19 protein-coding genes are annotated in these 21,055 nt (G+C 35.6%); all 19 read left to right on the top strand.

Annotated elements, in window-relative coordinates; translation table 11 throughout:
- The first annotated feature begins 6 nt into the window (after nucleotides 1-6).
- Nucleotides 7-930 (top strand): glycosyltransferase family 2 protein, encoded by a 924-nt coding sequence (locus MHH96_RS03275; protein ID WP_336045203.1) that lies wholly within the window; start codon nucleotides 7-9, stop codon nucleotides 928-930.
- Between the two features lie 17 nt (nucleotides 931-947).
- Nucleotides 948-2,378, top strand: a complete 1,431-nt coding sequence (locus MHH96_RS03270; protein WP_341116674.1) for an O-antigen ligase family protein — start codon at nucleotides 948-950, stop codon at nucleotides 2,376-2,378.
- 15 nt (nucleotides 2,379-2,393) lie between these two features.
- Nucleotides 2,394-3,140: an SGNH/GDSL hydrolase family protein gene (locus tag MHH96_RS03265; protein ID WP_341116673.1), complete on the top strand. Its 747-nt coding sequence runs from the start codon at nucleotides 2,394-2,396 to the stop codon at nucleotides 3,138-3,140.
- The gene (locus tag MHH96_RS03260; RefSeq protein WP_061799528.1) at nucleotides 3,137-4,279 is read left to right on the top strand and encodes a glycosyltransferase family 4 protein; all 1,143 of its coding nucleotides are present in this window, start codon (nucleotides 3,137-3,139) and stop codon (nucleotides 4,277-4,279) included. Before MHH96_RS03265 ends, MHH96_RS03260 begins: the two co-directional genes overlap by 4 nt.
- 5 nt (nucleotides 4,280-4,284) lie before the next feature.
- Nucleotides 4,285-5,343: a glycosyltransferase family 4 protein gene (locus MHH96_RS03255; protein WP_251689499.1), complete on the top strand. Its 1,059-nt coding sequence runs from the start codon at nucleotides 4,285-4,287 to the stop codon at nucleotides 5,341-5,343.
- A 29-nt stretch (nucleotides 5,344-5,372) separates the two neighbouring features.
- The gene (locus MHH96_RS03250) at nucleotides 5,373-6,554 is read left to right on the top strand and encodes a glycosyltransferase (RefSeq protein WP_144579575.1); all 1,182 of its coding nucleotides are present in this window, start codon (nucleotides 5,373-5,375) and stop codon (nucleotides 6,552-6,554) included.
- A 17-nt stretch (nucleotides 6,555-6,571) separates the two neighbouring features.
- Nucleotides 6,572-7,582: a GDP-mannose 4,6-dehydratase gene (gmd, locus tag MHH96_RS03245; protein WP_095258150.1), complete on the top strand. Its 1,011-nt coding sequence runs from the start codon at nucleotides 6,572-6,574 to the stop codon at nucleotides 7,580-7,582.
- Between the two features lie 70 nt (nucleotides 7,583-7,652).
- Nucleotides 7,653-8,234, top strand: coding sequence for a glycosyltransferase (locus tag MHH96_RS03240; RefSeq protein ID WP_341116670.1), 582 nt, complete (start codon nucleotides 7,653-7,655; stop codon nucleotides 8,232-8,234).
- Entirely contained in the window at nucleotides 8,221-8,784 is a 564-nt protein-coding gene (locus MHH96_RS03235) for a glycosyltransferase (protein WP_095320477.1), read from the top strand. The genes MHH96_RS03240 and MHH96_RS03235 overlap by 14 nt, the downstream gene beginning before the upstream one ends.
- Before the next feature lie 31 nt (nucleotides 8,785-8,815).
- Nucleotides 8,816-9,928, top strand: a complete 1,113-nt coding sequence (locus tag MHH96_RS03230; protein WP_341116666.1) for a glycosyltransferase family 4 protein — start codon at nucleotides 8,816-8,818, stop codon at nucleotides 9,926-9,928.
- Nucleotides 9,929-9,975: 47 nt separating this feature from the next.
- The gene (locus MHH96_RS03225; protein WP_341116665.1) at nucleotides 9,976-11,307 is read left to right on the top strand and encodes an oligosaccharide flippase family protein; all 1,332 of its coding nucleotides are present in this window, start codon (nucleotides 9,976-9,978) and stop codon (nucleotides 11,305-11,307) included.
- A 62-nt stretch (nucleotides 11,308-11,369) separates the two neighbouring features.
- The gene (locus tag MHH96_RS03220) at nucleotides 11,370-12,557 is read left to right on the top strand and encodes a glycosyltransferase family 4 protein (protein ID WP_341116664.1); all 1,188 of its coding nucleotides are present in this window, start codon (nucleotides 11,370-11,372) and stop codon (nucleotides 12,555-12,557) included.
- An 18-nt stretch (nucleotides 12,558-12,575) separates the two neighbouring features.
- Nucleotides 12,576-13,781 carry a glycosyltransferase family 4 protein gene (locus MHH96_RS03215; RefSeq protein WP_341116663.1) on the top strand — a complete coding sequence of 402 codons (1,206 nt, stop codon included), beginning with the start codon at nucleotides 12,576-12,578 and terminating at the stop codon, nucleotides 13,779-13,781.
- Nucleotides 13,782-13,786: 5 nt separating this feature from the next.
- Nucleotides 13,787-14,104, top strand: a complete 318-nt coding sequence (locus tag MHH96_RS03210) for a PqqD family peptide modification chaperone (RefSeq protein WP_095258143.1) — start codon at nucleotides 13,787-13,789, stop codon at nucleotides 14,102-14,104.
- Nucleotides 14,092-14,580: a lasso peptide biosynthesis B2 protein gene (locus MHH96_RS03205; RefSeq protein WP_341116661.1), complete on the top strand. Its 489-nt coding sequence runs from the start codon at nucleotides 14,092-14,094 to the stop codon at nucleotides 14,578-14,580. Before MHH96_RS03210 ends, MHH96_RS03205 begins: the two co-directional genes overlap by 13 nt.
- Nucleotides 14,558-15,739 (top strand): nucleotidyltransferase domain-containing protein, encoded by a 1,182-nt coding sequence (locus MHH96_RS03200; RefSeq protein WP_341116660.1) that lies wholly within the window; start codon nucleotides 14,558-14,560, stop codon nucleotides 15,737-15,739. Before MHH96_RS03205 ends, MHH96_RS03200 begins: the two co-directional genes overlap by 23 nt.
- Nucleotides 15,740-15,742: 3 nt before the next feature.
- On the top strand, nucleotides 15,743-17,551 hold the full coding sequence (locus MHH96_RS03195; protein WP_341116658.1) for an ABC transporter ATP-binding protein: 1,809 nt from the start codon (nucleotides 15,743-15,745) through the stop codon (nucleotides 17,549-17,551).
- A gap of 22 nt (nucleotides 17,552-17,573) precedes the next feature.
- Nucleotides 17,574-18,959: a sugar phosphate nucleotidyltransferase gene (locus MHH96_RS03190; protein ID WP_341116656.1), complete on the top strand. Its 1,386-nt coding sequence runs from the start codon at nucleotides 17,574-17,576 to the stop codon at nucleotides 18,957-18,959.
- Between the two features lie 133 nt (nucleotides 18,960-19,092).
- The gene (locus MHH96_RS03185; protein ID WP_341116653.1) at nucleotides 19,093-21,042 is read left to right on the top strand and encodes an asparagine synthase-related protein; all 1,950 of its coding nucleotides are present in this window, start codon (nucleotides 19,093-19,095) and stop codon (nucleotides 21,040-21,042) included.
- Nucleotides 21,043-21,055: the final 13 nt, after the last annotated feature.

Genomic DNA, 21,055 nt, shown 5'->3' with positions numbered 1-21,055 from the left:
GAAGGTATGGAAACGTCGGTAATTATTCCGACCTATAAGCGGACAGATGATTTAAAAAGGTGTTTGGAGGGATTAAGCAGACAACTTTATAAACCGGATGAAGTAATAGTTATAGTTCGTGATACAGATGACCAAACTGCAAGCTTTCTAAAAGACTATCAATCTATTATTTCTATTAAACAAGCAATCGTAACTCGACCAGGTCAAGTTGCCGCATTAAACGAAGGGCTGCAGCAGGCCGCAGGAGAATTCATTTGTATATTAGATGATGATACAGTGCCGCATACTCATTGGCTTCAAAAGATAATCGACATATTTAAGAGCTCCGACCAAATTGGCGGAGTCGGCGGGCGTGACTGGGTAGTTCACGGCAACTATAAAGAAGACGGAAGGAAAGATCCTGTTGGAAAAGTACAATGGTTTGGTCGTGTCATTGGCAATCACCATTTAGGATATGGAGAAGCTCGTGATGTAGATGTATTAAAAGGAGCAAACATGAGCTATCGTCGAAAGGCCATTGCTGGATTAACTTTTGATGAAAGATTATTAGGGCAGGGAGCACAAGTACATAATGATATGGCATTTAGTTTAAGTGTAAGAAAGCGCGGATGGAGGCTGGTATATGACCCGGAAGCAGCAGTAGATCATTATCCAGCTCCGCGATTTGATCTCGATCAGAGAGGAAGGTTTAATAAGGAAGCGTATTACCATTCAGTTTACAATGAAACAATTATCATGACTGATTTTATGGAAACTAAAATTAGAAAACTAACTTTTATATTATGGTGTCTTGTTATTGGGACATCAGAGAAGCCTGGATTGTTACAAATGATTAGGTTATTTATGAAAAAGAATAGTATTGAAAAGTTTATTATAAATGTTTCCACTAGAGTAAGGATAAAAAGGGAAGTGACTGCAATATCTAAGTGATTGAAGGTGCGAATAATTTGAATAGAGTAATTGGCTATCCGAATAAAACAATAAAACAGTTTTATTGTTTATTAGCTATATTAATAGTTTTAACCGTAGGGGTGGGAATTGTAACTCCCAGATTTAGCGTTATCTTATTAACACAAATAATACTAATACTAGCAATGGCTGTATTTGGAATGTTCTTATCCTATTTTAGATCTAGATTGTTTATCATCTATTTGCTCATTATCTGGAGCAGTATGCCTGGTATTAGAAGAGTAAGTGACTGGATATTAGGGGAATACCAGTCTATTTCTTTATTAAGTATTGCTCCATTACTACTAACTGCTACTATAATATTTTCCCTCATGCATAAAAAATTAACTTATGATAATGAGCAAAAAAAGATAATTTACTGTTTTGTAGGAGCCTTTATTTATGCTTTTGCTATTGGAATAATTAATAATAGGGGTTCAGCATTATATGAAATGGCTAATTACGTAATTCCGTTTTTTGTGTTTGTTTATAGTGCTTCATTAAGTAAGCATGAAATGAAATTTAGAGATTTATGGCTTTCCTCCTTATCTACAATAGCGGTATTTATTTCAATTTATGGGTGGATCCAATATTTTTATTTACCAGAATGGGATAAACTTTGGATGGAAAATGTAGAAATGAATTCTATTGGTATAGCTGAACCAATGAATTTTAGAATATTCTCTACATTGAATTCGCCGGGACCTTTTGCTTTGTTTTTATCAATCGCAATAGTACCAATGATTTTGGAAAAAAGGTGGCGGGGATTATTTGGATGGGTTGGAGTTTTTATTGTTCTATCTGCCTTAGCCATTTCTCTAATAAGGTCTTCCTGGATTTTTGCGATTGTAGCAATAATCGTTTATATATTTTTTTCTAGAAGCATATGGAAAAAAATTAAGTACTTAAGTTTGATTGCTATCGTTGTAATAATACTAATCAATATAGTTAATTTGATACCAGGAGCAGCCCAAATAAATGAGCGCCTTTCTACTTTGGCTAATTTAGAGGAAGATACATCATTTAATGCACGACTAAATTTTACAATTGAAATGTCAAAAAAGATACTTAAGAATCCACTTGGTAATGGTTTTGGATCAAGTGGAGTAAGTACTAAATTAGGAAATAATGGTAGTTTAGGAGAGAATGGAAACTTTGATAATGGTATACTGAATGTCTTTTTTACATTTGGTTGGGTTGGGGGAGCTTTATTTTTTACAGGATTATTTTTATTGTTCCAGATGCTGAGAAGAAAGTTAGTTATAATTCCTAGTCACCAAAGCTATTATCAGCTGGGAATAGCAATGATAATTGCATTACTTATAAGTCTATTAGGTTTAAATAGTATGCCGGGAATTGGGGGCTTTTTAATATGGTTTATGATATCTATGTCGTTCATGAGAGAAGATAGAGAAAATATTAGTAGATAATAATATGGGGGATAAATGATGAAGGTAGCTATTGTCGGTGATTCCATTGCCAATGGATTAGGAGTTGCTGGTAAATCATATAAAGATATACTACAAACACGAATAGTAGATAGGCTAGGAATTAATGTAGAACTGTTTGATTATACTGCAAGTGCTAAACCAATAATGGAAACAAATAGAGATAATTTAGAAGAAATAATTAATGTAAAACCAGATTTTGTTATCTTTGGCCACGGAATTACAGAAGCTATGATAAGACCTAATCCGAAATATTTAAAGCTATTACCAAGAAGATATAGAAAACCGGGATGGATGGATCCAAGGCCATTTTACTCAAAAAAATGGAGGAAGAGAGTACTAGAGAAATTGGAATCAGGTTTTAGATGGAGATTAAAAAGATTTATTATTTTAAAGTCTGGTGGAGAAAGTATCGTCTCTAAGTCAGATTTTGTAAACGAAGTTAACTTATTTACTTCCTCTATTTTAACTCAAACACAAAGTAATATTATATTTGTAACCCAAATGGGGGTGGATGAAAAGTATTATCCCTATTCTCAAGGGAAATTAGAAGAATATGAAAATGAAATTATTAACATATGTAAAGGTGATACTAGATTAGCTCATATTAGAGGATCTGAAATTTTGAGTCCATGGTCAGACTTTTTTGAAGATCACTTCCATCCTAACATTATAGGACATCAAAAATTAGCCGCAAGTATATATGAAAAAATCTTAAAAATAAAAGAAGGTAATGCTGCATGAAAATATGCATTGTCACACATAAGTTAATTAAAGGAGATGGACAGGGAAGGGTAAATTATGAAATAGTGAAGACCGCATTAGAGTATGGTCTATCAGTAGTAATTGTCTCTACTGAAATTGATGAATCCCTTCTGGAAAATAATAATATAACTTGGCATAGAGTCAGAGCTAGCATTTTGCCTACCAATCTATTAAAATATCAGCAATTTGCCCTATTAAGCACATTCATGATAAAAAAGATTAATCCTGATTTTCTTATTTTAAATGGATTTATTACATGGGTAAAAAGTGATATGAATATTGTTCATTTTGTTCATTCTTCATGGGTTGATTCTATGTATCATCCTTTTAGAGAAAAGAAAACGATGAAAACATTCTATCAGTTTTTATATAGTTTTATTAATTCTAAGTTAGAAAAAATCTCTCTCCGATCTACCAAAAAAATAGTGGCAGTATCAAATAAAGTAAAACAGGAACTTTTGAAGATAGGGATGCCGGAATCTAAAATAGTTGTAATAAATAACGGCGTTGATATTGATGAGTTTACTCCTAATAGAGAAGGAAAGCCACTATTCCTTCATAATAATTACTATAAAAGGACAATGTTATTTGCGGGAGATATAAAATCTAATCGAAAAAATTTAGACACTGTTCTAAAGGCAATGCTGATGGTTCCAGATATATATTTGTTGGTAGCAGGAAGTAAGGAAGGGAGTATCTATCCAGAAGTTGCAGGGAAAATGGGGTTAAAAGAACGTGTTATTTTTTTAGGATACAGAAATGACATTGCCACCTTAATGAGTCAAGTAGATCTTTTCGTCTTTCCAACCAGGTATGATCCATTTTCCTTAGTAGTACTGGAGGCAATGGCGACAGGTACAGCAGTTATCACGACTAAAGAAGCGGGAGTTTCAACTTTGCTGGAGTCCAAAGAATATCCTGCTGGAATTGTACTGGAAGATCCGAATGATGAAAATGAACTTGCCGACGCAATAAACAAATTTATCTTCAATGAAAAATTATTAAACGAATTTGGAGTTAATGGTAGATTAATTGCAGAAGAAAATAGCTGGAGCAAAGTTTCTAAAAAGTATGTAACAGAAATGTTGAACCTGAATGAAAATAGAGTGAGAGTGTGATAAAAATGAGAATTATCCATGTGTTAAATCATGTGCGTAATACTGGTAATGGGATAGTAAACGCAACTATTGATCTTGTCTGTAGTCAAAAGCAAATGGGAGAGGACGTAGCGGTTGCTTCGTCTGGTGGAGAATTCACTAAACTTCTAGAACAATATGGAATACCACATTATCAATTGAAGCAAGAAAAAAGAGGCTTGCATTCTATTAGAACTTTATCAGATTTTAATAAGATAATGAAGGAGTTTAACCCGGATATAGTACATGCGCAAATGGTAACAGGAGCACTTCTAGCAAAAATATTAAAAATTAAGCATTCATACAAACTTGTAACTACAGTACATAATATATTCGATAAACAATCTATGATTATGGGGGTAGGAGATAGAGTTATTGCTGTGAGTAATTCAGTAAGTGAAATCCTAAGAAATAAGAAAAAAATATCCCCAAATAAGGTTCGTACTGTTTTAAATGGGACATTAAATAGTCCACGTACAAAAAAACTAGAGGATTACATGCCTATATCCTTAGATGGGCGATCAATTGTAACTGTAGCTGGTATGAATAAAAGAAAAGGAATAACGGAACTAATTAAGGCATTTGAAATAGTTGGAAGTAAACATACTGATGCGAATCTATATCTTGTAGGAGATGGCCCCGATAGACCTTTTTTTGAGGAGATTGCTTCTAATTCAATTAATAGTAATAGAATACATTTTATTGGATTTGAACCTGAGCCCCAAAAATATTTGTTATCGGCTGATATATTTGTGCTCTTTTCATATAGAGAATCATGTCCCTTAGTACTCTTTGAAGCAAGAGAAGCAGGATGTGCGATTATAGCCTCAAATGTAGATGGAATTCCAGAAGTATTAAATAACGAGTCTGGGATTTTAATCAAACCTGGAGACATAATCGAATTGGCTGAAAAAATAGATTTGTTATTTTCCGATACAAGGGAACTTACAAGGCTTAAGTTAGAAGCAAAGAAAGACTTAGAAAAACTTAGTGTAAATAGAGTATGTGAAGAAACATTAAATATATATAAAGAACTAGCTGTATAAATAGTTAATGAATAAAATGGGGGTAAAAAATGAAAGTTCTATCAACAGGTATGGGTTGGATTGAATCGACCCCAGGCGGATTAAATCGATACTTCTCTGATTATCTAAAAGCTATGCAAATCAACGGTCATGAGGTGCGAGGGTTAATAACAGGCAATGGAGCAGAGCTTGATATCCCTGACTATATGATTGACACTTCAAAAGGGGTTTCTTCCGCTCATGTGATTAGTCGCGCTAATCTATTTCGCAATTCTATCAAAAACTTAATTTCCACCTTTCAGCCAGATATAATTAACCCACATTTTGCTCTATATTTTTCACTTGTGAATCAGAATTTAATTCCTGAACATATACCAATAGTGACACATTTTCATGGTCCATGGGCTCAGGAGTCGACTGTAGAAACTACCCGAAACCTAATAATGAATGTTAAGAATAAAAGTAAAAAAAGTTTAGAGAAAATAACATATAGACGCTCTGATTCCTTTATTGTTCTAAGTGAATATTTTAAAAATATATTAATGGAAGACTATGGGATAGATGAAAGTAAAATTAATATTATTCCTGGAGCAGTAAATACAGAATATTTCCAACCAGCAGAGGACAGGGAGGAAATAAGAAGGAGAAAAGGTATAGACATTACTGATAAAGTATTGTTTTGTGCAAGAAGGCTAGTGAGAAGAATGGGGATAGACAATCTTGTGAAAGCAATGGGGAAAGTAGTTACAGAGTATCCCCATACAAAGCTATACATAGCTGGTCAGGGTTACTTAAGACAAGAATTAGAATCGTTAATTAGAAATTTAAGGCTTGAAAATAATGTCTATTTGCTGGGGAAAATTACAAACGATGAACTTTTAAACTGGTATCAAATCGCTGATCTTAGTATTGTACCAACAATCACATTAGAGGGATTCGGATTGGTGACAGTGGAATCTTTAGCATGTGGAACACCAGTATTAGGGACTCCTTATGGAGGGACAAAGGAAATCTTGCAAAAATTAGATGAACAATTATTGTTTAGAGACAGTTCTGATCAAGCAATAGCAAGTAAGTTAGAAGATATTTTATCTGGACAATTGAAACTTCCCAATCGTGAGCATTGTAGAAAGTTTGTAATGGAAAATTACACTTGGGATAAAGTAGTCGATGCAGTATCTACTGTTTTTGATAATAGTATGAATAGAAAAACTATTAACATTTATAACTAAAAAGGATGGCGAGATGATTGAAATCTGCACTGATTACTGGGATAACTGGTCAAGATGGAGCTTATTTAGCACAATTGCTATTAAATAAAGGATATAAAGTGTTTGGGTTACTAGCCAGAAGGAGTACAGATACGTTATGGAGACTAGAGTATCTGCAAATTAAGGAAGAAGTGGTATTAGTTGACGGAGATATGACAGACCTGTCTTCTTTGATAAGAGCATTACAGTTAGCCAAACCGGATGAAGTATATAATTTAGCAGCGCAAAGTTTTGTTGGAACCTCTTGGGAACAGCCAGTATTAACAGGCAATATTACAGGTATAGGAACAGTGAATATTCTGGAGGCTATAAGGTTAACGAATCCAGGGATAAGATTCTATCAAGCATCAACAAGTGAAATGTTTGGATTAGTGCAGGAGGAGATTCAAACAGAAAAAACACCATTTCACCCTAGGAGCCCTTATGGAGCGGCTAAATTATACGCACACTGGATGACAATTAATTATCGAGAAAGCTATAAAATGCATACTTCTTGTGGCATTCTTTTCAATCATGAGTCTCCATTGAGGGGAATTGAATTCGTCAGCAGAAAAATCACAGATGCTGCGGCAAGAATAAAGATTGGGATACAAAAGGAATTGAGGCTGGGCAATATAGAAGCCAAAAGAGATTGGGGCTATGCAGCAGATTATGTAGAAGCAATGTGGCTGATGCTTCAACAAGAATCAGGAGATGATTACGTTATATCTTCTGGCAGAACAACAACTGTACGCAGACTTTGTGAAATCGCCTTTAGCTATCTGGATTTACATTATCAAGACTATGTAGTGATTGACCCACACTACTACCGTCCCGCAGAAGTAGATGTCCTTTTGGGAGATTCATCAAAAGCGAAAAGAAAGTTAAATTGGCGAGCAAAGACAGAGTTAGAGCAGCTGGTAAAAATAATGGTGGATGCGGATGTACAGAGAATAAGGAAAGAAATAAACAGCTATCCTTCTCTTTTTCCTAAATTAGCAAATTTATAGAAAGTTAACTTTGAAGTAGTCAAGAACTGCTTTTTTTTATGCATAAAAATGGCAAAAAGGAGGGGAGCCAGTGAAGCAAGTTGGAAAGATTAAAGTACTGTTCCTAGTACACACGGCAATAATTGGAGGGGGAGAAAGAAGTTTAATTGATATATTGACCTATATCAACAAAGAAAGATTCCAGCCCACATTAGTATGCTTTGAGGACGGTCCACTTGTGGAAAAGGTCTCGGAAATTTCTGGTGTGGAGGTTGCTGTCATTCCATTTTCCGCTAAAGTATTGAAGTATAACAGAGATGAAAAAAGTATATTAAGGTTCTTGTCCATATTCTCATTATTTATCCCAATGGTTAGGCTTTTTTCTTTCATGTATAAGAGTAAGGCAAAGATTGTTTATTCTAATTCGATGAAAGCTCATTTTATTGGTCTTGTTGTTGGGAAGCTGGCATTTAAAAAGGTTATCTGGCATGTAAGGGATATTATGGATGGTGGAATAAATAAGAAATTATTTGTTTTGCTGTCAAAGTTTGCGGACGAAATTATATGTATTTCAAAGTCTGTATCCAGTCAATTTGGAAAAACAGAGAAGACAAAAATTGTCTATAACGGAATCCTTCCATTAGAGGAGGTTAGAAGTCGTGAGGGAATTTAAAGTTGCTATTGTGGGTCAGATAGCTAGATGGAAAGGGCAAGACGTGTTCATTAAAGCAGCAAGGCTTTTGCACCCAAAGTATCCCGAGATCAAATTTTTGATAATTGGAGATGTATTGTTTGCGAAAGAAGAAGAACTTCAGTACAAGAATCATTTAATAGAATTAGCGAAGGATTGTAATTATATTCAGTTTCTAGGTCATAGAGAAAACGTTTTGGAATTATTGAAAGATATCGATATCCTAGTGCATGCTTCTACTAGAGCAGAGCCTTTTGGCAGGGTGATTATTGAAGGAATGGCTTCTAGAAAGCCAGTTATTGCAGCTGGGATAGGAGGACCTTTGGAGTTAATTGAGGATGATTTCACAGGTATCTTATATTCACCAGGAGATTACAATCAATTAGCCGGAAAAATAGCGCTGCTTTACAAAAATGAAGAAAAATATCATTATGTTGCGAGAAATGGCTATCACAAGTTCAAAGATAATTTTGATATTAGAAAAACAGTGTCATTAGTAGAAAAGTATATTAATTCTCACATTAGGCAGTAAACAATTATATAAATACATTTGAGGTGTGAAAATGAAAGTAGCTCTAATATCAAGTGCTGATTATGATCCAAATACCGGAGTTTCTGGTACTCGAATAGCTTTTAGAGATGCTCTTAGAGAGTTAGGTGTGCAGGCCGATACGTATTTCATGGATGATTTAAAAAGTTTTTCTGGGGGGCTAACGGATAAGGTTTTATTCCCATGGATAGTAGCTTGGAATAAGATGAAATGGAATGATTATGATGTGATAGACGTCGCTTCAGGGGATGGCTGGGTATTATCTTCTATGAGAAATCGTCCTACTACCGTTTTTAGTAGTCACGGATTAGAGCATTTAGCCCATCATGAGTTATTAAAAGAATCAAAGAATGGCCATGTGAAATTAAGCTGGAAATATCCTATATATTGGGGTGGGTTCAGACTTTGGGAAGTAGCTAAGTCTATAAAGATGTCTGATGTATCTATATTCTTAAATGAAAATGATAAAAAATATGCAATCAACCATTTCAAAGTCAATCCTAAAAGCGTCTATATTGTTCCCAATGGTATACCAGATTACTTTATAGGGAGAGAATTTACGCGGAAAAAGGATGACAGTAAGTCAATTAAAATAGTACAGATTGGGAGTTACATTCAAAGAAAAGGGATAAAATATACTTCGGAAGTAATGAATGAACTACTTCAGAAGTATCCAAATATAGAACTAACTTTTCTGGGAACAGGGTGTAATAGGGAAAAGGTCTATCAAGATTACATTCCTGAGGTAAGAAGTAGAGTAAAGGTAATGGAAAAATATAAACATAGCGAACTGCCGGAACTACTAGAACATTACCAAATTAATCTTTTTCCTTCTTTATCTGAAGGATTTGGAAAAACATTAATAGAGGCTATGGCTTGTGGTCTGGCGCCAATCACCTTTGAAACACCAGGTCCGTTAGATATTTTGACCAATATGCATGATGGACTTGTGGTGCCGAGGAGAAATAAAGAGTTATTGCGGAATGCTCTTGAAAAGTTAATTAACCAACCGGCATTATTATATGATTTACAAGTGAATGCTTATCATACTGCACAAAAATATAGTTGGAATCAAGCGGCAAAGCAGCGATTAACAGTATATGAAAATGCAATTGAGGTTAGATGAATATAGGGATAAATGTGGAAAACTATCGTAATAATAGGAGCTATTAGATGAAAAAATTATTTTTATCTAGTTTATCTGTCAATCTATTTATAATGATTATCAATTTAATTACTGGTATATTAAGCGCACGTTATTTAGGAGCATATGGGAGAGGGGAATTGGCAATAGCAACTAGATGGCCAAATTTATTCATCTTGCTTTTTACGTTTGGGTTGCCTGGTGCACTTACTTTCTTAGGAAAGAAAAATAATAAAGAACAAAGCAGTTATTTAAGTGCGTATTTTATACTTAATGCTATTATAGGTCCTATTGGTTTAATTATCGGCTTTATAGTTTTTCCAATGATAATCTCCAATCAACCCGCTTCTATTATAAATATGGCAAAAATATCATTACTAGCATTACCTTTTGCAATAATGTCACATGGTCTAATAGGAAGTCTACAAGGTATCAATAAGTTTAAGCATGTGATGGCGATTAAATTAATGACGCCATTTGGGATTGTTACAATAATTTTAGGTCTTATTTTTGCTGGTAAATACAATGTCTATAATTTCATTGTTATAACTACTTTATTGAATGTTCTTATTTGTATCATTTCCTTGTTAATGGTTTTAAAATTTATAAAACCAACATTAAATAACACTTTAAATAAAACGAAAGAATTAACAAAAAGAGGTATTCAAATTTATGGTTATTCCATAACATCTAGTTTTGGTAATCAAATGGATCAGTTGGTGATTTCCTTAGTTCTAAGTCCGTTTATTTTAGGTTTATATACAGTAGCTGTAAGTATTAGAAATATGTTAATATCCCTAATTCATGGAGCAATAAGTGTCTATTTGATGCCTAAATTAATGGATTTAAAGGGTACCGAGAGATATATGAAAGTGGAGAGAATACATGGGACGTTATTTTACGGGACATTCTTTGTATCAATATTCTTAAGTAGTGTGTTGCCTTTAGTGATTCCTTTAATTTATGGGAAAGAGTTTGTAGATTCCATCATTATGGGGGTAATACTCTTAAGCAGTGTCCCTTTTTCGATAGGAAATGCGATATTAGTCAACTTTTTAACTGCTGAAGCTAAGTTTCATAGAATTACCTGCTCGGAGATTTTAGGTATTATAGTGGGGTTAATTGTTACAGTACTTTTATATAGATTTATGGGTGGAGAAGCGGCAGCGTTGGGAGTAGTGAGCAGTTCGATTGCAAAATGGATTATAAATTTACATGCAAGCTGTAAGATAGGTGTAAACTATAGGTCATTATTCACCCTTTATATAGATTCATATAAATCACTTTTGCAATTACTATTTAGTGTAATCTATATAAATAAATTTCAGAAACATAAATCGACAATTAACAAAAATGTATGAGTAAAACTAATAAATTTATAATAGTTTTTTAGTAGCAAGCATACTGAAGGAGGTCGAATCTTATGAAAACAGCCATCATCCACGACTGGTTAGTAGTCTACAGCGGGGCGGAAAAAGTGCTGGAGGAATTACTTAAACTCTTCCCAGATGCAGATCTATACAGTACGGTCGAACATCTAGAAGCCGAAGACCGGCATTTTATTCAAAATAAACAGGTGAAAACAACCTTTATACAAAAGCTTCCTTTTTCGAAGAAGAAGTATCGTAATTATCTTCCTCTTATGCCGTTAGCAATCGAGCAATTAGATCTTTCTAAATACGATTTAATCATCTCCAGTTCTCATGCAGTTGCAAAAGGAGTGATAACAGGTCCGGATCAGCTGCATATTTCTTACGTATATTCACCAATACGCTATGCCTGGGATTTGCAGCATCAATATTTAAGGGAATCGGGTCTTGAAAAGGGGATAAAAAGCTGGATCACAAGGTTCATTCTGCACTATGTTCGAAACTGGGATTATCGAACAGCAAATGGTGTGGATTTTTTTATGTGCGTATCTGACTTTATTGGGCGGAGAATTTGGAAGGCGTATCGGAGGGAAGCCAAGACAGTATATCCTCCAGTAGATGTATCTGCGTTCACGTTAAGAGATGAGAAAGAAGACTTTTATTTAACCGCCTCACGGATGGTACCGTACAAAAAGATAGATACCATTGTAGAATCTTTTTCTTTATTGCCAGACAAGAAACTAGTTGTCATAGGAGATGGTCCGGACTTTAAGAAAATTAAAGCAAAAGCTGGGTCAAATGTTATTTTGATGGGATACCAGCCTTTTGAAGTATTAAAGGACTATATGCAGCGTGCGAAAGGCTTTATTTTTGCTGCGGAAGAGGATTTTGGAATTGCTCCATTAGAAGCACAAGCATGTGGAACACCTGTTATTGCATACGGGAAAGGCGGGTCTCGGGAGACAGTTAGAGGATACAATGAATCTACTAGTCCAACAGGGCTCTTTTTTTATGAACAAAATGTGGAAGCAATTGCGGCGGCTGTCCAAAAATTTGAGCATATCCAGATAGATTCGATTGATTGCCGAAATCACTCCTTATATTTTTCGAATGAACGTTTTCAAAAAGAATTTAAAGCGTTTATTGATACCAAAATCAATGAATGGAGAATGAAAAAAGCTTTAGCAAGTGAACAGGAGGCTACTTCTGAACACTGGCTGCATAAGAGAAAGAAGGCATGATAAAAAGGAGGCATTCCCATGAAAACAGCAATTATCCATGATTGGCTGGTAGTTTATAATGGGGCAGAAAAAGTACTAGAGGAGATACTCAAGATTTATCCAGATGCAGACCTTTACAGTACAGTCGATTACTTAGATGAGAAAGATCGGCATTTTATTCAACATAAGAAAGTGAACACGACTTTTATTCAAAAGCTTCCTTTTGCAAAAAGGAAGTATCGTGCGTATCTTCCCTTAATGCCATTAGCCATTGAACAATTAGATTTATCTAAATATAATCTCATTATCTCTAGCTCCTATGCTGTAGCAAAAGGGGTCATAACTGGACCAGATCAGCTTCATATTTCATATGTTCATTCTCCTATTCGCTATGCTTGGGACCTTCAGCACCAATATTTAAAAGAAGCAGGGATGGATAAAGGTATAAAAGGATATTTAACTAGATTTTTGCTGCACCAAATTCGTAATTGGGATTATCGAACAGCAAATGGTGTAGATTTTTTTATGTCTAATTCTGATTTTATTGGAAGAAGAATCTGGAAGGTTTATAAAAGAGAATCGCAAACGGTATATCCGCCCGTGGATGTCTCTAGATTTAGCTTCTATCCAGACAAAGAGGATTTCTATCTTACTGCTTCCAGGATGGTTCCTTACAAGAAAATAGATACAATAGTTGAAGCATTTTCTCTGATGCCAGATAAGAAATTAATCGTAATTGGGGATGGTCCAGATTTTAAAAAAATTAAGGCGAAAGCAGGTTCAAATGTTCACTTGATGGGCTATCAATCCTTGGAAGTGTTAAAAGACCATATGCAGCGGGCAAAAGGTTTTATCTTTGCAGCGGAAGAAGACTTTGGCATAACCCCTTTAGAAGCACAGGCTTGTGGTACGCCAGTCATTGCTTATGGAAAAGGGGGATCCTTAGAAACGGTCAAAGGATACAATGAATCGCTTCATCCAACTGGGTATTTCTTCTATGAACAAACACCAGAAGTGATAAGAAGGGCTGTGGAGCAATTCGAACGATTACCATTCAATCCAGTCCATTGTCGAGAGCATGCTTTGAATTTCTCTCCGGAACGGTTTCGTACAGAATTCAAACAGTTTATAGAGGAAAAAATAGCGCACAAACAGCAAATTTGGGAAAAGACAACGAATATCAATGTAGTAAAATCTTATATCATTTCAGACGTTCACTGGACAAAGAAACAATCAATCAGTTAGGAGCGATGATGATGTTATTAAATGAGGAGTTAGCGAGAGATTGTTTTTATCAAGTTAACAAAGAAAATACATGTAAAGAATTAAATAGCCAAATGTATATATGGAATGAGCAAAATAATACGTATTACAAGATTGGAGAAATAGGGACTGTGATATGGGAATATTGTAAGTATCCGATAAGTGAGCAGCAAATAGTAGCAATGTTAATGGAGGACTATGAAGTTTCAAAAGAAGAATGTGAGCAGCAAGTAGAATATTTTTTAGCAGAATTATTAGCAGATAATTTACTAGTAAAGGTAGATTTAAAAGGATGCCTAGAGTGATACGGAAAGTCAAGAAATTTATCAAAATGGATTTTAAACTAAAATGCCTAATGATGGAGGCATTTATTTTTTTGGCAAGAGGTAGGTTTTTGAAACTATTGCCATTCGCGAAAGTTGCTCCTAGTCTGGGTGAAGAATCGATGGAAACGGAAGTTCAGGTAAATGGCAATGAAAAGATGATAAAAGATGTATCATTGGCGATTGAGACGATGAGCAAATATACATTTTGGGAAAGTGCCTGCCTTGTCCAAGCCATTGCAGCAACGAGAATGTTAAATAGAAGAAAGATTCCAACCACTTTATATCTAGGTATCGCAAGGGACTCAGCAGGCAAAATGGAAGCACATGCATGGGTTAGAAGTGGTTCGCATTATGTGACAGGTGCACGCGGTAAACAACGTTTTACCGTTGTGAATACATTTGCCGGTGGTATGAGTAAAAGAGGTGAAAAGAATGAAGGGATCAGAAGAAATTGATCTGCATAGCTGTTCCAATGAACTGCAGTTGTTATTAAGGCTATTGAATGAGGAAGAAGACTCCATAAAACTGATAGAGGAATTTTATAAAAAGGTAGATTGGAAGGAGTTTCTTCAGCTGGTTTATTTTCATAAAGTGTATCCATCCATCTATTTAAGACTGTCTAGCATAGACTCTCCCTATTTGCCTAACAACGTAGTCAAAATAGTAGAGGATTTATATAAAGACAATACAATCAAAATGCTTCAATTGATCAAAGAACTAGATAATATTTCAACTGCATTAACGAAGAATAAGATCCGCATGCTGACTTTAAAAGGACCAATTCTTTCCTATTATTTGTACGGAGACTTATCTTCCAGAACTTCCAACGATCTTGACATTCTGATTTCCTTTCAAGATTTAAAGTCAACGATAGAAATACTGCAAGCAAAGGGATATGAAATGGAGTATGAACCACCACGAAAATTAAAAGATTGGCAAAAAAGAAACCATCATCTTGAATTCCTTCATAAAGAGAAAAATTGCAAAGTGGAAGTGCATTGGAGACTTCATCCGGGTCCTAGTAAAGAGCCGAGCTTTGAAGACTTATGGAATAATCGCAAAACGGTGTCTATAGGGTCAACAGCATTCCATACTTTAGGTGAGGAAATATTGTGCTATTATCTTGTTACACATGGGGCACGTCATGGCTGGTTTCGTATTCGATGGCTAGTAGATATTGTGCAACTGCTGAAGAGAGAAGAAGATATTAATAGTTGTCCAAAGGCCTTTATGGAAAATAAATCCTGCCACCTCTATCAACAAGTGCTCTATTTAGTAGAAAACCTACAATTAAGCCCAAAAAGGTATCAGAGAAAGATAAAGAAGCAATCGAAGGGACTTGCACAAAAAGCTTTTCTATTCATGAGAGAAAGAATCAACTTTTTTCATCCTCCAGATAAGATATGGGATAAGGAAGGAAAAAAGTATCTATTTATGATGAAACCATTTAAGCAGAAGGCAGCTTACATCATTCGGAAATTCTATGCTAATTCATGGGATGCAGAAGTGCTTCCTTTACCAAAATCATTGCACTTTCTTTACCTTCCATTAAGACCAATTTTATGGCTGTGGCGAGTAATTTTAAAGCAAAAAGTTTCACTTAGGAGACTTTAGAAAATGAGAAATCTTATTGTTTTTTTTAAGAAACTGCAGGCAGTTACTGGAACGAAGATGTATCTTAATATTTTTCTTAGCATTCTAATAAGTGCCCTTGAAGGAATTAGCATTTATCTTTTAATACCAATGCTTGCTGTTATTGGATTGTTGAATATGCAGATAAATGATCTGTTTCCTATTACTTTAATAGTAGCAACAATGGAAAAGCTGCCATTTCAACTAAATTTGACTTCTGTCTTATTGATTTATCTTCTATTGATAGGTGGTCAGGCTTTGCTGCAACGGAGTCAAACGATTTTAAATACAGATATCCAGCAGAACTTTATTAAACAGCTGCGACTAGAGACATATGAATCACTTATCAAAGTGAAGTGGGAATATATGCTGAGAAAAAGAAAGTCGGATTTTAACTATATTCTAACAACAGAAATATCACGAGTCGGCGTGGGAACACATAGTATTATCCAATTAATCAGCATTGTATTTTTTACTATTGTTCAAATAATGCTGGCTTTTCTCTTATCACCATCCTTAACAAGCATAGTCTTAATTATTGGTGGGTTACTTAGTATTTTTATGAGGAAATTCGTAAGGAATTCTAAAACAATAGGCAAAGAAACAACAGAGTTAATGAACGATTACTTTGGAGGAATTACAGAACAGTTTAGTGGAATGAAAGATATGAAAAGCAATATGCTTGAGCCATCTTTTTTTGATTGGTTTCAGTCTAAGTCTCATTTAATTCATTATAATGTGATGAATTTAGTTCGCTTAAACGCTAAGTCTGTATTCATTTATCGGCTGATGGCTGGTATCTTGATTGTCCTTTTTGTATCTATTTCTTTTTCCTTTCTTAAACTGCCACCAGAGAAGCTTATGGTAATTATTTTGATTTTTTCAAGATTATGGCCGCGGTTTTCCTCCTTGCAAAGTAATGTAGAACAAATTGTTTCCATGTTTCCGGCATTAGATCATGTTCTGCGTGTTCAAGCGGAAAGTAACAAAAGCCAAGAATGGAGTACCTTTCGCACAAGGGAATGGGAGCCATTTACTCTCGAACAAGCAATAGAATGTGACCATGTCTATTTCCGCTATCAACCATCTCAGGAAGACTGGACACTAACTAACGTAAATATTCATTTTCCGCTTAAGAAAACAACTGCAATAGTTGGGCCGTCAGGAGCGGGAAAGACGACATTAGTCGATTTAGTAATGGGTTTGCTGCAGCCTGAAAAAGGGAGATTGCTTGTAAACGGAAAATCGTTAACAGAGGAGGAGTTACTGTTATATCGGAATTCTATTAGTTATGTTGCTCAGGAGCCTTTTTTATTTCATAGCAGCATTCGAGAAAATTTATTAATGGTTGCACCAAAGGCGACAGAACTGGAATTATGGCAAGCTCTGTCATTTGCTGCTGCAGAGAATTTTGTTAAACAAATGCCGGAAGGATTGGATACGGTTATTGGAGATAGAGGAATAAGGCTTTCAGGGGGAGAGCGCCAGCGTCTCGTTTTGGCGCGGGCCATCTTGAGAAAACCAGCTATTCTCATATTAGATGAAGCAACAAGTGCATTAGATAGTGAAAATGAACAGAAGATTCAGCAGGCTATTGACCAATTAAAAGGGAGAATGACGATAATCGTAATCGCTCATCGTCTATCAACGATTCGAAATGCAGATAAGGTAATGGTATTGGAATCTGGAAAGGTAATACAAGAAGGGGAATATAAGCAATTGGCGCAAACAAAGGGAGCGTTAAGAAAAATGCTTGTTTCCCAAGAATTAGCCGGAAATCAAACATTGGCTTAATTTCTAGAAGGAGAGGATGGAATTGAAACTTGTTTTATTGTCTGGCGGCTCTGGAAAACGTCTATGGCCGTTATCCAATGATGCCCGTTCAAAGCAGTTTCTGAAATTGTTAACCGATGAAGAGGGCAATAAGGAATCGATGGTTCAAAGAGTGTGGGGACAGCTTGAAAAAAATGATCTTGCCAAGGATTCGCTGATTGCAACAAGTAAATCGCAAGTGGAAATGATTCAAATACAAGTTGGAACACAAGTGCCTATTGTGGTAGAACCAACAAGAAGAGATACATTTCCAGCAATTGCTCTAGCCGCTGTCTATTTATATTCTGTTAAAGGCTGCAGTCCTCATGAAGTGATAGCGATACTTCCTGTTGACCCTTTTGTAGAGAATCACTTTTTTTCGAAGGTAAAAGAGCTTGAGAAAACGGTAATAGAAAGTAATGCAGACCTCGCTTTAATAGGAGTGCAGCCAACCTATCCTTCTGAAAAATATGGATATATGGTTCCTTTTGATGAAGAAGAGAGGAGTTATATGCGAGTATCCACTTTCAAGGAAAAGCCGAGAAAAGAAGAAGCAGAAAGACTAATAGAAAGTGGCGGTTTATGGAACAGTGGGGTATTTGCTTTCAAAATCGAATACCTGCTTAATATCTTGTTGGAAAGAGGCTATCCTATTCAATATGAGCAACTAGTAAGTCAATATCACCTATTACCTCAGAATAGCTTTGACTACGAAGTGGCAGAGAAGGCAGAGCAAGTAATTGCTTTATCCTATACGGGCTCTTGGAAAGACCTTGGAACCTGGAATACGTTAACAGAGGAAATGCAAACCCCGATTAGTGGAAAGGGCTTTGTTAGTAAAGGTATAACCAATTCTCATATTGTAAATGAGTTGGATATCCCTATTACACTAATAGGTTTAAATGATGTGGTGGTGGCGGCAAGTCCGGATGGTATTTTAGTAACAAATAAAGAGGATAGTCTGCAAGTGAAGGAAATATTAAAAGACCTAATAGAAAGACCTATGTTTGAAGAGAGAAGGTGGGGCTGGTATAAGGTATTGGAACATACGAAATATCTCGAAGGAAATGAAGTTTTAACAAAAAGAATATGTGTAGAAACCGGGAAGAACCTGAGCTATCAAGTTCATTACAAACGAAGTGAGGTATGGACAGTTGTTAAAGGAGAAGGTGTCCTAGTATTGGATGATCAACTACAGCATATTCGGTCAGGGGATGTTATTCATATTCCCCTAGGAACAAAGCATGCTTTAAGAGCAACCAGTACAATGGAAATTATTGAAGTGCAGACTGGCAGTGAGCTAGTTGAAGAGGATATTTATCGATTCTCTCTAGAATGGAAACAAATAATGAATGAAATAACCTTTAAAAATCTCGCGATAAATTTATAAACAGGTATTGCTAGGAAGTCTGTAGTATGATATGTTCTTAATAAAGAATATGTTAGGAGCACATTACTTAGTAATCGTATTTTTTTAACTGTTTCGTTCTTTATTAAGAATAAATGAGGGTGGAGCACAATAAATGAGTGGTATAGCTGGAATCTTATATGAAAATCAAGCGAGCATAGCAACAGAGCACGCTAGGAGAATAATGAATGGGTTTCAAGGATTCCCTTCCGATGATATTCAAGTATATAGCAGGATGAATATTTTTCTTGGCTGTCATGCACAGTGGATTACACCAGAATCAATTGGAGAGAGAAATCCTTATTTTGATAAAACAAGCGGAGTGGTAATTACCTCTGATTCTATTATTGATAACCGAATGGAATTGTTTCAATCCCTGCAGGTTGATCGCTCCTTGCAGCAAACCATTTCTGATACGCAGTTAATTCTTCTTGCTTATCTTAAATGGGGGGAAGAAACTCCGAAATATCTGATTGGAGATTTTGCCTTTTTTCTTTGGGATGAAAGGCAGCAAAAGTTATTTGGTGCAAGAGACTTTTCGGGAAGCAGAACTTTATATTATGTGTATAAGGAAAGGCAGTTCTACTTCTCAACGGTAATAGAATCGTTATTGAAATTACCAAATGTCAAGCAGCGGTTAAATGAGGAATGGCTAGCTGAATATTTAGCTATTGCTGGAGTAGTAGATACGGTTGATTCTTCCATTACGCCTTTTATCGGGATTGAGCAAGTGCCGCCATCACATAGCATCACAATTGAAAAAGGACGGAAAAAAGTAAAGAGATATAGTCAGATAAGCTCTGAAGTAAAACCAATACATCTACCTACTGATAATGATTATGTAGAAGCGTTTCAGGAGGTTTATCAATCAGCTGTCCAAGCAAGGCTAAGAACCTATAAAAAAGTTGGGTCTCAGTTAAGTGGTGGATTGGATTCAGGGTCGGTTGTCAGTTTGGCAGCCAAACATCTTAGAGGAGATGCTGGCTTACATACTTTTAGCTATATACCACCAAAAGACTTTATTCCATTTGGTCCGAAGAATTTAGTAGCCAATGAATCAGCCTTTGTAAATAAAACAGTGAATTATATTGGCCATTTACAGGATCATTACCTAGATTTCGAAGGGGAAGATTCCTACACACAGTTAGACGAATTTTTAGAAATAATGGAAATGCCCTATAAGTTTTTTGAAAATTCCTTTTGGATTAAGGGGATTTTTGAAGAGGCACAAAAACGGGACATAGGCATTCTTCTGAATGGAAATCGAGGAAACCTGTCTATATCGTGGGGAGGAGTGCAGGATTATTTTCCTCTTCTACTAAAACAATGTAGATTGCTTAAACTCTATAAAGAAGTGGAGGCATATAGCAAAAACATTGCAAGACCACGGAAAAGGGTTGCTGCGATGGTGCTTAGAGAAACTTTTCCTTTTTTAAATCAGCAAAGGAAGAAATATACAACGGGAGGGCCGCCGCCGTTGATTAATCCAGAGTTTGCAGCGAAAACAAGCATATATACGAAATTAGCAGAAGCAGGAATTGATGCAACAGGATGGTTTTCTGAATTAAACGCATTTGAGCAAAGGAGAAGGCATTTTGATGACTTATTTCACTGGAATGCTTCCAATACATTCATGACCAAACTTTCGCTGAAATATGGATTAATCAGTCGAGACCCGACAAATGATTTACGAGTTATTCGTTTTTGTTTGTCTATTCCAGAAGATCAGTATGTACAGAAGGGAATGGATCGTGCTCTGATAAGAAGAAGTACGGAAGGATATTTGCCTGATGAAATAAGACTGAATCAGCAAATAAGAGGGGCTCAAGGGACGGACTGGCTTTATCGAGTAATTCCCCATTGGAAGAGTCTATTGCAGGAGGCTAGGGAGGTTTCAAAAGATCCAGCGATTCTTTTCTATATTAATTATAGTTGCTTGAAAAGGGGACTGGATAAGCTAGAAAAAGGAGCAATTTCTGAACTCGCAGTGGATCCTGATGTCCGAGCATTGTTTAGAAGCATTATCGTGTATCGGTTTTTAAAAAAGCTAAAGTTGGCAGGATGAGTAGGAAGATACT

The organism is Niallia sp. FSL K6-0212 (assembly GCF_038007605.1).
GTDB classification, from domain to species: domain Bacteria; phylum Bacillota; class Bacilli; order Bacillales; family Cytobacillaceae; genus Niallia; species Niallia circulans.
The sequence above is the reverse complement of the archived record's forward strand: the minus strand, read 5'-3'. Positions and strand labels throughout refer to the sequence as shown.

Coding starts and splice junctions, on each gene's coding strand:
- MHH96_RS03225 (WP_341116665.1), top strand. CDS start 9,976: ATGAAAAAATTATTTTTATCTAGTTTATCTGTCAATCTATTTATAATG.
- MHH96_RS03215 (WP_341116663.1), top strand. CDS start 12,576: ATGAAAACAGCAATTATCCATGATTGGCTGGTAGTTTATAATGGGGCA.
- MHH96_RS03220 (WP_341116664.1), top strand. CDS start 11,370: ATGAAAACAGCCATCATCCACGACTGGTTAGTAGTCTACAGCGGGGCG.
- MHH96_RS03230 (WP_341116666.1), top strand. CDS start 8,816: ATGAAAGTAGCTCTAATATCAAGTGCTGATTATGATCCAAATACCGGA.
- MHH96_RS03255 (WP_251689499.1), top strand. CDS start 4,285: ATGAGAATTATCCATGTGTTAAATCATGTGCGTAATACTGGTAATGGG.
- MHH96_RS03250 (WP_144579575.1), top strand. CDS start 5,373: ATGAAAGTTCTATCAACAGGTATGGGTTGGATTGAATCGACCCCAGGC.
- MHH96_RS03185 (WP_341116653.1), top strand. CDS start 19,093: ATGAGTGGTATAGCTGGAATCTTATATGAAAATCAAGCGAGCATAGCA.
- MHH96_RS03200 (WP_341116660.1), top strand. CDS start 14,558: ATGAAGGGATCAGAAGAAATTGATCTGCATAGCTGTTCCAATGAACTG.
- MHH96_RS03265 (WP_341116673.1), top strand. CDS start 2,394: ATGATGAAGGTAGCTATTGTCGGTGATTCCATTGCCAATGGATTAGGA.
- MHH96_RS03195 (WP_341116658.1), top strand. CDS start 15,743: ATGAGAAATCTTATTGTTTTTTTTAAGAAACTGCAGGCAGTTACTGGA.
- MHH96_RS03260 (WP_061799528.1), top strand. CDS start 3,137: ATGAAAATATGCATTGTCACACATAAGTTAATTAAAGGAGATGGACAG.
- MHH96_RS03205 (WP_341116661.1), top strand. CDS start 14,092: ATGCCTAGAGTGATACGGAAAGTCAAGAAATTTATCAAAATGGATTTT.
- MHH96_RS03275 (WP_336045203.1), top strand. CDS start 7: ATGGAAACGTCGGTAATTATTCCGACCTATAAGCGGACAGATGATTTA.
- MHH96_RS03210 (WP_095258143.1), top strand. CDS start 13,787: ATGATGATGTTATTAAATGAGGAGTTAGCGAGAGATTGTTTTTATCAA.